This window comes from Aquidulcibacter paucihalophilus, assembly GCA_030285985.1.
GTDB lineage: Bacteria > Pseudomonadota > Alphaproteobacteria > Caulobacterales > Caulobacteraceae > Brevundimonas.
This window is the reverse complement of sequence record CP127384.1, coordinates 326706-339325: the sequence shown is the minus strand read 5'-3', so window position 1 is coordinate 339325 and position 12620 is coordinate 326706. Positions and strand designations below refer to the sequence as shown.

General features: G+C 60.2%; 11 protein-coding genes. 7 read left to right on the top strand and 4 right to left on the bottom strand.

Going from position 1 to position 12620, the window contains the following annotated elements:
• The first annotated feature begins 433 nt into the window (after window positions 1-433).
• Window positions 434-1075, top strand: a complete 642-nt coding sequence (locus KB221_01755) for an HAD hydrolase-like protein (GenBank protein WIY69761.1) — start codon at window positions 434-436, stop codon at window positions 1073-1075.
• A 568-nt stretch (window positions 1076-1643) separates the two neighbouring features.
• Here the strand turns inward: KB221_01755 and KB221_01750 are convergent.
• Together KB221_01750 and KB221_01745 are read right to left on the bottom strand one after the other, a co-directional pair.
• A complete protein-coding gene (locus tag KB221_01750; protein WIY69760.1) occupies window positions 1644-2150 on the bottom strand; it encodes a hypothetical protein in 507 nt (168 codons plus the stop codon).
• Between the two features lie 9 nt (window positions 2151-2159).
• Entirely contained in the window at window positions 2160-2537 is a 378-nt protein-coding gene (locus tag KB221_01745; protein WIY69759.1) for a response regulator, read from the bottom strand.
• A 259-nt stretch (window positions 2538-2796) separates the two neighbouring features.
• On the opposite strand from KB221_01745, the gene KB221_01740 reads away from it, so the two are divergent.
• From KB221_01740 to KB221_01725, 4 genes are all read left to right on the top strand, one after another.
• Complete coding sequence (locus KB221_01740) at window positions 2797-3204, top strand: response regulator (GenBank protein ID WIY69758.1); 408 nt, start codon at window positions 2797-2799, stop codon at window positions 3202-3204.
• A gap of 124 nt (window positions 3205-3328) precedes the next feature.
• On the top strand, window positions 3329-4564 hold the full coding sequence (locus tag KB221_01735) for a hypothetical protein (GenBank protein ID WIY69757.1): 1236 nt from the start codon (window positions 3329-3331) through the stop codon (window positions 4562-4564).
• Between the two features lie 14 nt (window positions 4565-4578).
• Window positions 4579-4989 carry a hypothetical protein gene (locus KB221_01730; GenBank protein WIY69756.1) on the top strand — a complete coding sequence of 137 codons (411 nt, stop codon included), beginning with the start codon at window positions 4579-4581 and terminating at the stop codon, window positions 4987-4989.
• 186 nt (window positions 4990-5175) lie between these two features.
• Window positions 5176-7047 carry a ubiquitin-activating E1 FCCH domain-containing protein gene (locus tag KB221_01725; protein ID WIY69755.1) on the top strand — a complete coding sequence of 624 codons (1872 nt, stop codon included), beginning with the start codon at window positions 5176-5178 and terminating at the stop codon, window positions 7045-7047.
• 333 nt (window positions 7048-7380) lie between these two features.
• Here the strand turns inward: KB221_01725 and KB221_01720 are convergent, their stop codons facing one another.
• Window positions 7381-8133, bottom strand: coding sequence for a recombinase family protein (locus KB221_01720; GenBank protein ID WIY69754.1), 753 nt, complete (start codon window positions 8131-8133; stop codon window positions 7381-7383).
• A gap of 260 nt (window positions 8134-8393) precedes the next feature.
• Here KB221_01720 and KB221_01715 point away from each other — a divergent pair, with 260 nt between their 5' ends.
• Window positions 8394-10493: a hypothetical protein gene (locus KB221_01715; protein WIY69753.1), complete on the top strand. Its 2100-nt coding sequence runs from the start codon at window positions 8394-8396 to the stop codon at window positions 10491-10493.
• 3 nt (window positions 10494-10496) lie between these two features.
• The gene (locus KB221_01710; protein ID WIY69752.1) at window positions 10497-11183 is read left to right on the top strand and encodes a hypothetical protein; all 687 of its coding nucleotides are present in this window, start codon (window positions 10497-10499) and stop codon (window positions 11181-11183) included.
• Window positions 11184-11890: 707 nt separating this feature from the next.
• Here the strand turns inward: KB221_01710 and KB221_01705 are convergent.
• On the bottom strand, window positions 11891-12238 hold the full coding sequence (locus KB221_01705; protein ID WIY69751.1) for a hypothetical protein: 348 nt from the start codon (window positions 12236-12238) through the stop codon (window positions 11891-11893).
• Window positions 12239-12620 lie beyond the last annotated feature (382 nt).

Sequence of the window (12620 nt, the reverse complement as noted above, 5' to 3'; positions counted from 1 at the left end):
GGGAACTCAGTGCCATGTACATGGTATGGTTTTTCATTCGATTATAGAACGACGGCAGAAACGGTCAAATTGAACTGTTTCTGGAGTTCAAATGAAGCGTCTGATCTGGGCGACCCGAATGGCGTGGTAAGTAGAAATGTTAAACAAGGTGAATATGAAATTGAGTTGACCGGAACCGGTCATCATTTTTTTAATCCGCAATATTCAGTCTTTGCGCCAATCCGTAGGGATGTACGTCAAGATACTTACTGTTCTTATGACGGGAAGAGAGTGATTGAATTCTTCTTTGTATTTCATTACGTCGGAAACTCAAAGGCAGGGTAACGCTTCCGGTTCCGCCCCTTCAGCGTCGCCGGGGTCCGCTTGCGAGCGTGACCTAGATGGCTGCTATCGACCCATAGGCGACATCTCCCCGGCAGTGTAATCCAGCCCAATGCCCGTCCGCCGCCGCAAAACACTGCTGCTCGATCTCGATGGCACCCTGACCGATCCCGCTGAAGGAATCATCGGAAGCTGCGTCTATGCTTTGGAGCGAATGGGGCGGCCCGTCACAGCAAATGAGGACTTCCGGTGGGTTATTGGCCCGCCGCTTCGGGCGACCTTTGCTCAACTACTGAATGGCCGTGGTGAGCCTGAAGAAGCACTCCGGCACTACCGGCAGCGATATTCTGAGTGGGGGCTAACTCAAGCGCAGGTCTACAGCGGCATCCACGATGTGCTGCTGGAGCGGCGAAAAATGGGACACCGACTGTTACTCTGCACTGCCAAGCCAGCCGTTTTCGCGAGACGGGTTGTTGACCATTTCGGATTGGCTGAACTGCTGGATGGAGTCTTTGGGCCTGATCTTGATGGCCGTTTCGACGACAAGGGTGATCTAATCGGCCACATTGTTGAAACAGAGGGCTTGGTTCCGGACGACGTTTGCATGGTCGGTGACCGAGAACAGGATGTTCGTGCAGCAAGCCGTCACGCTATCCCCACTGTTGGCGTTCTATGGGGCTACGGTAGCCGAGAGGAGCTTACGACGGCAGGAGCGGCGGTGATCATCAGCGCACCAGCCGAGTTGCTCGACTAAGGTCTGCTTTCCACCCATAGCAGCCATCCCAAGAGTCTGCTTTCCGGCATGAAGGGGTCGGCTGAGCTGTCCGCCGGAAAGCGGACGGTCTTGAGGTCTGCTATGGGTGGGTAGCGGACGTTGACCACGGCCTCTTGTGTGTCGAGGATGAGCAATGCGGGGGTCAGGCGTTCGAGTCACCCAGGCGGCACCACCTTTCAAATGCCACTCTGACTTGGACATCGACTGGCGAGCGGCGGAAGGGCCTTCTCGTTTGTTACCTCCGTGGGTCCCTACTGGGTGAACGCTCAGCGTGCTGGCAAGATGTTGACGCTTCCCCGCCAACCCCTGAAGCATTCCAAGCGTCAACCCGCCTTCCCCAACACCTGACCGAGAGCCGCTGAGAACCTTCAGTAGGGAATGGTCGCCGCTCAATCGTGCGATCACTTGTTCGGGCAACCCGAACAATGCGAAGTTGTCCTGCATCGGGGGATGCATGAGCCAGCTGCTGATCAACGAGTGTCTGAACGACCCGGGTCAGAACCGAGGGTCCGACGTAAAAGCGAACAATCCTTTCAGCACTCGCGCGTCAGATCTCAATATAAGGGCTGACCGTCTTTATATATGAAATGCTGAGATCAAGCGTCTCTCTCGATAGGGCCCGGAACTCCGGCCGAGACATTGTTGCCTCAGAAATAAAAAACTCCCGCGAGCCTTGGCGCTGACAAAAATCTTGCTCGACCAGTTTCATAACGTGCCGGCGGGTCGTTTCATACGGCAGGCCCAGGTAGTCGGCGATGCCAAGTATCGAGACTGGTCGCCGAAGCGTGTCCGGAAAAACCCCACGGGCTGCTTCATCGCGGGGGACCTTTTTACGGTTCAGGTGCTCCACCGAAGCCCGCGCCATAGCGAAAAATATGAACATTGTCGTACTGTCGCCATCGAATATCGCTTTGTAAGCGGTAACGCTCTTCATCACGAAGTCCATGTTTTGCGCAAACAGGAAACCCGATAGAGCATCGTCGATTTCATCTGGCGATGTCACTTTAATCTGTCTCAACACTTGATTACTAAGTTTTCGATAGTCGCCTATCATTAGTGATATTCAAGTTTTTTTATCGGATAGCATCTGATCGACGACACGAGAAAAAACGTCCAACCGCAAAGGTTTCTGCATTATTTCGTCGGCCCCGAATAAACTGGCTGTTCTCAAGAGGATGCCCTCATCCATCCTTCCTCCCGAGGAGATGGCCAGAATTCGGATGTGTGGATGGGTCTTTCGCAGTTCAAGAATGGTTTCCAGCCCGTCCTTGTTGGGCATCAGCATGTCCAGCACGACCAGATCCACCGCGATGGCGCCGGCGATTTTCAGGGCTTCATCGCCGTCTTCAGCCTCCAGAATGGCATGGCCGCCAACCCGCAGCAGTTCCTTGGCGATCAGCCGTAATGCGGGATCATCGTCAACGAGCAGGATGATGGCCACGGTGAACTCCAGAATACAGACGGGAAACCGCATTCTGGATTCCGCCGCTTACGGATAGTGGCCGTTCGGGGTGGCTTTTGAAATTGCGCCAAATGCCCGCATGGGTGAATTTTTCCCCATTTTAGGTATAATGGCGCCGCAGGCACTGGCGAGAGCGCGATTAACCATAGATGGTGAATGGCTAATCGTATTTTGTATTTAAGTAGAAAGTCAAACTCTGGCTCGGTTTTTCTATGTCTTAGACGAATCGACGCCCATCTTGTTCGTCGATGATGATCCGATCCTGCGAGAGTTCGCACAGGTAAACCTGGCATCCCCGACGGCCACGGTGGATGTCGCATCTAACGGTGCCGAGGCTCTGGAGCGGCTGGCGCTCAATGACTACGAAATCGTGCTGCTTGATCTGGAAATGCCGGTGTTGAACGGCTTTGACACCTTGGCAGCCATACGGGCCGACCCGCGGTTCGAGGGTCTGGCGGTCATGGTCCAGACCGGGCGCGAGGATGTTGAAGCCATCGACAGGGCCTTCCGTCTGGGCGCGACCTCGTTCGTCACCAAACCCCTGCACTGGCGCCTGCTGACCTATCAAATTCGCTATGTCCTGCGGGCATCGCGCGCGGAGCGGCGACTGCAATCGTCCGAACCGTCATCCGCCGGTGTGATGTGAGCCGACTGACCTGTGGCGTGCAGGCCGGCTCGGTGCGGGTGAAGGCCCCGTGGCCAGAGAGCCGGGGCCATGTCGCGGGGAGCCGCGCATGATTGAACGCCTGCAGCGTCGGGTCCAGGCACTGATGCAGCGGCTGCTGCGCGAGACCCGGGGTTCCATCGCGTTGAAATTTGCCCTGATCGTTCCGGCGATCGCCATGGTAAGCGTCGGCGCGATTGACCTTTTTGCCGTCACGGCGGCCCAGACCCGGCTGCAAGCCATTGCCGATGCCGGGGCCCTGGCCGGCGCGCCCGCCCTGGCCCTGGCCACCGACGGGGCCGCGGCCCGCGAACGGTCAGCCTCGTTCGTTGCGGGGCAACTCAGCGAGTGGTCCGACGCGCCGACGGTGGTCCAGACCTATGAGGTCGTGACGCAGGGGGGGCAGCGCGGCATCCGGGTCCTGCTGCAGGCCAACCGGACGTCATTCTTCGCCAATATGCTGCCGCCCGGGGGGTGGAACTTCAAAGGAGAGGCGACCGCGACTTCGGTCGGGCTGGTTCCATTGTGCGTCCTTGTCACGGGGACCACAGCCAATCGCGTCCTTCATGTCAGGGACACGGGGCGAATGACCGCGCCGTCCTGCATGGTGCACTCCAACCGCGACATCGAGGTCAGCGGGGGTGCCATCACGGCGGCGGCAGTCCAGGCCGTGACATCGGCCGGCGGTGCCATCAGCCCGGCGGCCAATACAGGCGCCGCCCCGATCGACGACCCATTCGCCAATCTGGAACTCGAGACGGTCGGTGGCCTTGGAGGTGCCTGCCGCGACGTCGACGCGACGCGAGAGAAAGTCACCGTGTCGTCGGGCGTCCATTACATCAGTCCGGGGAGGCACTGCGGAGGCATTGAGGCCACAGGCGACGGCCGGATTGTCCTGCAGAGCGGTGAGCATTATTTCCTGAAGGGCAACCTCCTCATCGACGGGTCTGCCCGTCTGGAGGGCGAAGATGTTGTGCTGCTGTTCGACCGAGCTTCGAAGTTCGCGTTCAGCGCAGCGGCCCGGGTCAATCTTGAAGGTCGTGAGTCGGGTGCCTTCGCTGGCATCGTCATGGCCAGCATGCGTGACAACCAACAGGATTTCCTCATCTCGGCTGACCATGTCGAGAGCCTGCTGGGGGTGATCTATGTGCCGTCTGCACGCCTGATCGTTGAAGGAACCGCGGACGTCGCGCGCGACAGCGCCTGGACCGTGATTGTCGCCCGGGAACTCCGGCTCAGCGGATCACCCTCACTCTTCATCAACGCCAACTACGACGCTTCTGACGTGCCGGTACCCAGCGGCGTCGGGCCGCGCACCGGCGGCAGCCGGCTGATCGACTAGGAACGGAGCACCTTATGGCATTGGAAGCTGGACTTGTGGCGGAACAGATCGATGTTCCGGCCCCGGCCGACCGCAGGGCGCGGGCCGAACGGCGGGGGCCTGACCGGCGAAGTAACGGCAGCCGTATCAATCCGCAGGCACCTCGCCGATCCGTGCTGAAGTTGCTGGGCGCACTGGGGGTCGGGATCAGCACGGCGCTGCTTGTGATCACCCTGCTGGCCGTTGAAATCCTGGGTGCCAGGGCCGCGATGAGCGTCCTTGCCTTCGAGGTGGCCCTGCTCTTCATTTCCACCCTGTGGCTGGCGCTCGGCTCCATCGAGCTGCGCCTGGTCGAAATCAGGCTCGAGTTGATGATGTTGAACGGCGGGATGCGCAGCAGCGACCGCCGCGGGAGCTCGCGTAGAAGCGGTCGTGGAGAGGCCTGAAGCCCGGCCTTCATCCGTGCGTCCGTTCCCGGCGGCAGGTCGCGACCTCGCTCGGATCAGCAAGATTCCCAGAGCATCAACCATGCCTGTGAATGCGAAGCTAAGCTTGGCGGCGCGTTATAGAGCCGTGGGCGTATGAGATTCTGGACCGAATTCCGGAGTGACGAATTAACGAGGATTGGCAGAATGCGCACGGCGATCACTCATCTTGTCCACCTTGTACGCGGTCTTCTTTCGGACGCCCGCGGCAATGTGGCCTTGCTGTTCGCATTCAGCCTGCCGGTGGTGGTGCTCATATCTGTCGGCGGGGTTGATCTTCACCGCGCCTCGACCGTGCGGGTCAATCTGCAGGACGCTCTCGACGCCGCCGCCCTGACCGCAGCACGGTCTCCCTATACCGACAACGCCGACCTCCAGCGGGTGGGTCTGGTGGCGCTTCGAGCCAATCTCAAGGCCTATCCCGATGTTCTGCTGCGCGAAGCGGACACCCGCTTCGTCATCAATGACGAGAACGTCGTCATCGCAAGCTCAAAAGTCGATGTGAAGGCTCTGGTCGCCAACATCTTCCTGCCACCCTACGGCCAGTTCATGGATGACTATCTGCCCGTCGGTGCCCATTCGGAGGTCGATCGGTCTGCAAAGAACATCGAGGTCGCGCTGGTTCTCGATATCACCGGCTCGATGGCTGGGCAGCGCATCATCGACCTGAAGGCGGCAGCGACCCAACTGGTTGATATCGTGGTGCAGGACGTCCAGACACCCTTTTATACGCGGATGGCAATTGTGCCCTACTCGATGGGGGTCAACCTCGGCTCCTATGCCAGCGGTGCCCGCGGGACCCCCACCGGAGCCCGATCGATTTCGCAGATGGAATGGGCAGCCTCGGCCGGGAGAGGCATCAGCAGCATCACACGCGCCAGCACGGGCGTGGTCACCACCACTTCCGGTCATGGCTTGCAGACCAATGACTATGTCTGGATCCGAAACGTCACCGGTATGACGCAGGTGAACAATCGCCCCTACCGGGTCCAGAAACTCAGTAGCAACAGTTTCTCGCTGCAGACCTGGAATGGCTCATCCTGGGCGACCCTGCAAACTGGCGCGTACGGTGGATATCGAAGCGGCGGCGAGGTTCGCAAGTGCCTCTTGTCGGACTGTTCGGTCCAGGTAACCGCTCCCGGCCACGGCCTGTCCGACGGTGATGGCGTCTACATTACCGGCGCCAACGGCATGACCCAGGTCAACAATCGCCCCTACATCGTCGGCAACGTCACCGCCAATACCTATTCGATCGGCGTCAACGGCGCCGAATGGGGGTCACATACCTCCGGAGGGTCCAGCTGGTGCGGCGCAGACGGCTGCCAGTGGCGGGTGTTCACCAATCCGTCCGGCGCTCTCCGCGCCCTCGAGACCAGCACCTGTGTGAGCGAACGAACAGGCGCTCAGGCCTATACGGACGCGTCACCCGGCTCGGCGAGAGTCGGGCGCAACTATCCGTCCACCTCGGGTAACCCTTGTCCATCGGCAACCATCCTGCCGCTCAGCAGCAACCGGTCGACCCTTAAATCCTTGATCAGCGGCTTGTCCGTCACCGGCTCCACAGCGGGCCAGATCGGCATGGCCTGGGGCTGGTACGCCGTCTCACCCAACTTCAATACCCTATGGCCCGGCAGCCCTGCCGGTGCCTATGAGCCCGAGGATACGCTCAAGGCCGTCATCATCATGACGGACGGAGAATTCAATACGCCCTACAACAGCGGCGTGATCGCCCAGAACGCTGGGGCCGGATCCGGCGGCACAGGCGACAAAATCAATCAGAACGCCGCCAACGGTAGCCCGTTCACGCAGGGTGCCGCCCTCTGCAATGCCATGAAGGACCGGGGCGTCATCGTCTACACCGTCGGGTTCCAGATCTCGGCGGGCGGGAATGCCGCCAACCTCCTCGCGAACTGTGCTACCAGCCCTGCCCATGCGCATCTGCCGACCAGCGGATCCGACCTGTCCGAAGCCTTCGCAGCCATCGGGCGCGATATCTCGAAGCTGAGAATTTCGCGCTAGGGTGGGAACACGGTCAGCCCCGCCCTAGGTGCCACCTCCTGTCCCAGTACAGCGTAAAGACGGTATGGTGCACTGTCTCATATGCCCCTAGGAAGCCGCCGTGATCGTCCGGTAGCCGCGCGGGCGCTCATCGGAACGCTTTATGCTGATTGATTTCAGCACATTCGGCCGCCGGGCCTTTTTGAAAACTGGCGGTCGCCAGACGCGGCCCGCAAACACATGCGTGGCTGGTTTTCTCGCGCTGGCGAACAGTGAGGGCGCGGCGTCGTGCCGCCACACGAGGGCCGCTGGAGAGACAGTCTGGGGGCTTCTAATGTCCGCAATTGGTCGAAATCAGCCCTTCGCGGCGAGGCGCATAGCAGACGTTTTGGCGACCCGAGCAGCTATCAACCGAGCGGCGGTCGATGCATGCCACTTAGCGCCGCGCACGGTGGCAATACCCTGTCGGTTGAGCTCGGCCGCCACTGCCGAGGGCTTCGTGTGTCCGGCCGACATAATCGCAGCCACGATGGGGCCGAGCTCGCGATAGCGGGCAGCCGTTCGGCGAGCATTCGCCCGACGAGCCAGCGTCAGATTTCCCGCATACCTTCCAAGCGCTCCTTCCGCGTGGGGATTACCCAGCGCTGTGACGGGCCGTCCGCTCCGGCTGGATAGATGCATCTCGCCACGAGCGATCTTGTGTTTGATTGCGGCTAAAGCTTCGGTCGTCCTACGCGAGATCATCTCCCGCTCGGCCTGGGCAATTACAGCAAGCACACCGATGGTCAGGTCGTTCGCGTCCGGAACGTCCGCAGCCAAAAACCGCGCACCACTGTCGCGCAGGGTCAGCAAGAACGCAGCATTGCGGGACAACCGATCGAGCTTAGCTATCACAAGGGTCGCCTCCGTTAGCTTTGCTCTCGCCAGCGCCTTCTTGAGCACGGGTCGGTCGTCGCGACGGCCTGTCTCGACCTCGGTAAACTCCGCCAAAAGCGACAGACCGCGCTGCACTGAAAGTTGCTGAACGGCGTGGCGCTGAGCGTCTAATCCCAGACCACTTCTCCCCTGAGAGGCCGTGCTCACCCGGTAATATGCGATTGCCTTCATTGGCGTTTTCCGACCCGATCTCGCGGCAAATGAACGTTTGCCGGAATGGCCCGGGTCACCCGAAAAATGAGTTCGGACAACGAGGCTGGGCGGAGGCCTGCTGTATGTCAGTCATGTGCCATGAGCTGACGTTAGGACTAAGCCAAGAGGCCGAAGTTCGAGAACCGCCGGGAAAAACTGGGCACCAATGGGTTATGTTGCTCGGGCTTTACACAGGACGAATAGGCCCGCACGTTCCACAGCATCACTAGGATGCCGTCGTGCCCACCCTTACGCCAAATATCGAAAATCGCGTTCGGAAGCTGCCGAAGCCCTCGAACGCGACGCAGGGGCTCCAGCCGCTGTTTGAAGCGGTCAGCAACGCCATGTTTGCGCTGGAAGATCGGCTCGACGACCGGGTGTCGGAGGGGCGCGTCGACATCCGCGTGGCCAATCTTTCGGACCCCGAGCGGATCCAGATTGTCGTCGCGGACAGCGGCATCGGCCTGGATGAGACCCGGTACGGCGCGTTCTGCGAGGTGGACACAGACTTCAAACGACCTCGCGGCGGAAAAGGCGTCGGACGGCTCTTCTGGCTTGATGCCTTTTCAGAAATCCAGGTCGAGAGCACGTACTACCGGGACGGCGTCACCCACGAGCGGGCGTTCGACTTCTTGCTCAATAACCGCGAGCAAGTCGTTGTGCGGTTCGAGGACCGCGAAGCCGGCAGCGCCGAATGTGGGACCACGATCACCTTCACCGGCCTGCGAACCAAGGAGTATGCGGACTCCTTCCCAAGGCGGGCCGAAACGTTCCTGCGCTACTTCAGCGCTCACTTCATCGCCGATTTCTTGGTCGGCACCGGTCCGTCGATCTTCATCGACCTCGACGGCAACACGACCGAATACCCGAAGGCTGTCGCCGAACTGACGGTGGGCAAGCCACTGGAGACGACGTTCGATCACAAGGAATTCGGGACGCTACGGATAGTCGGCTTCACGTGTCAGGCAGAGGCCAGTACCGGGTTGGAAGGCCGCCATCAGTTGCACCTGCTCGCCAACGAGCGCACCGTCGAGACTCGGAAGGTCGACAACCTGCTGGGCGTTGTGGACCTTGAGCGAGACGGACAATCGGATCTCGTCTTCCACGGGTGCGTTTCCGGGGAATATCTCGACCTTCGCGTCAACGAGGGGCGTACCGCGTTCAACTTGCCGGAAAACACGCTGAAGGCTATCAGCCGAGCCTGCATGGACGAGGTCAAGGCGAAGCTGCTCCCCGGCCAGATCGCGAAATTCGCAGAAGCCCGCCGCAAGAGCTATCAGGCCTTTGTCGAGCGATATCCGACCTTTGGTTTCGACGCCGACGACACACAGCTGGGCCGCGTTCCCTTCCACGCCACCAACCCGGAGGACTTCGCGTCCGGGCTGGTGAAGTACCAAATCCGCAGCGAGGAAAGCCGTCAAAAGTCCCTACAGACGCTCATTGACAGCCTCGATCTCGAACAGACGCCGGTCAACCTAGAAGCTTCGATCACGAGCGCTGTCGGCGAAATCCAAGCTTCTGAACAACTGGCGCTGGCGCAGCACGTCGTTCGCCGCAAGCTCGCGCTCGAACTTCTCGACAAGCTGATCCGGCGAATACGCGCTCACGGGGAGCGCGACGACGACCATCACCTGGAAAGCACCCTCCACGCGTTCATTTGTCCGATGCGGATCCGCGGCGACGACGGCGATGAGCCCAAGAGCCGCGCCCATGACCTTTGGATTGTTGACGAGCGGCTGGCCTTTACCCGGGCGTTTTCGTCCGACAAGCGTTTGGACGCCGTGCTGACCGAAGGCGGCTCAGGGGATCGGCCAGACCTGCTTGTGTGGGACCTAGCCTATGGCCTGGGGGTCACCGACACCGACAACCCCGATAGCGTCAATGTCTCAGAACCGATGCGCACGGTGATGATCGTCGAGTTCAAGCGTCCTGGTCGTACGACCTACGCAAAAGCCGAGGACAACATCGAGGGGCAGATCACCAAATACCTGTCCCAGCTCAAGGGCGGCGAGATCGAGAGCTTCGACCGGACCCGCGTTCGCGTGGCCGACGACTGCATATTCTATTGCTACGTCGTGGCCGACATACGTGGCGACCTGGAACATCAGTTGTCCGGGTGGGAAACCACGTCCAACAGCCAAGGTAGAATTCGTCAGCTGAAAGGAGCCTATCGCGGTCAGATCGAGGTCATCCAATGGCAGGACCTCATCAATGACGCATGGCTTCGAAACAGGGCGACCTTGCAGGCGGCTGGCCTCAACCGAAGTAAACTGACCCCTACGAAGGGCAATCCCGAGCCTACACCGACGATCGACGACACCGATATTGACGAAGACTAAGCCATGAACGAAGCCCTGCGCGGCATCCCCGACCGGATCTTGTACCTGGCGAGCGGCGCGTTGGCGCAAGCCAACATGCATGCGGCGTTCGCGGACCCCGGCAACGAGCACTGGCCCCAGATGTCGATATTGAACGCCGCCCACGCCGGCGAGCTATTCCTCAAGGCCATCATCGCGTCGGAACACCCGCTCCTGATCTTCAAGGATCTGCCGACCCTCGATGACAAACAAGCCGACGAGCTGGATCTGCAGATGCTCTTGAAGAGGGGTCAGACCCACGACTTCGCGAAGCTGCCGCAGGTCCTGTGGGCGACCGCCGGAATCCGAATCCCGAACGCCGACTGCTATGAGCGCCTGCGATTGGCGCGCAACGCCATCCAGCACTTCTGCGAGCCCGACGAAGGCGACCTGCGCGGGCTCTCCCTTGAGTTCATCTACTCCATCATCGATCCGCTGATCGCCAGGCAGTTCGAGCTCCACGCCATCGAATTTCACGAAGACCATTGCGTTGGGTACGACTACCTCGTGGGGACACTGCTTCGTCGCGAAATCCGGTTCTCGATGCCCAACGATTTCGACTTGGCCGAAATCCGTATCGCCGACGAAATTCGGAACGCGAGCGCCGACTATCGCGAGTGGCTCACCGGAGCGCTCGCCGCAGTGGGCAAGGAGGCGCTCATCAACGCCTAGTGGAGGCGGGATCTGTCGTCTTCCTATCGCTGAAGGGGGCGGCGGCCAACCCTACGAATAGTGGATCTTCCCAAGGGCGGAGAAGAGTCAAATCCGGTCGCTAAACTGGTCCACGGGACCCCAGCTGTTTCCGTTCGCGCTCACAGCCAGCTAGCCACGCCGCCGTGCCCGGAACATGTTCCACGCTGGCTCTGGGAGTAGCTGTAGGTCCCATCGCGGCAACGAGCCGTAGCGCCTGCAGGGACGTTAGACCCGCCCAACGCACCTTGGGTCTGGCCGCTGCCGGGACGCCTTGGCACCGGGATGCAGTTGCCTGCGCTATTGCGGTAATAGCCGGAGCCTCACGACTGCGCTTCGGCCGGGACAGCGCCAACGAACGCCGTCGGCACCGCGAGCGCCAGACACACCCAAAGGACTTGGAAACGCATTAGCCCTCCCCCGGACGCCGCCACCATACGCAACAACCACCGCGAGAGCCAGTCTTCTATCTCTAGTGAATCTTGAAGCTATTGGAGTGGTCTCCTCGCTTCGCTCGTCGACGCTCCTTCGGAGCAGTTATGGAGGTATGTTGGATCTCTCTCTGAATCTCTTTGAGCTTTAGACAATACTTTATAATCAAGGCCGGACGGGTGTCTGGCCAAGCGGGACGATTAAAGTTCCGGGCCGAGCGCTGGCTCTATGAACAGTCGCTCGGGTCCACGGAATGATCAGTGGGTGTTGGTGGGGTCGAACCGCTCGGCGAAATCGGCCGGCGTATAGATGCCCTTCATTATATAGCTTCGAGCGCCCTCGAAGTCGGTGATCGGTCGGACGTCCTGCGCCTCCCGGCGGCGGAAGTGGGGGTCACCAGCGATCCACGTCTGCACGATCAGGTCCGGGACCGGTGTCGGGCAGGGGGTAGCCCGGAGGTCGAGGGAGTCATCCGGCACGCCGACGAGTAGGTGGGTGTGTAGACCGTCGTTAGCCGTGAGTTCCTGAACGGCGAGACTGCGAAGGCGGACCTTCTCGCCGTTGCGCCCCCGCTTGAAGGCGGTCCCGAACAGTTTGCCGTTCACTCGATTGAACGTCTCACGGACGTCATTCGAGAAGGTGTTGGATGACAGGCGACGTTTCGTGGTGAGCGTGACGAGATATGTTTCCAGACACGACGAGATGGCCCGCTCAACACGAAGGAGGCGGGGTTGGTTGGGACGAAAATATGGGTTTGTGTTTGCCATGAAAAATGGGGCCGCAGCGGGAAGGCTGGGGCTGATGAATTGTGAATGTGAGGAGGGGATTGGGCACGGCGAAAGGCCGGCTCAAACGAACCTGTGGGGTTATAAATTTAGGGGGTGGTTGGAGGCGCAAATGCGAATTTCCAACACAGATATTATAGCCGAGATCGCCTAAAAATCATAGGCGTCTGTCCCCGACAGCAAGGATCTTTTTCGGCTCCAC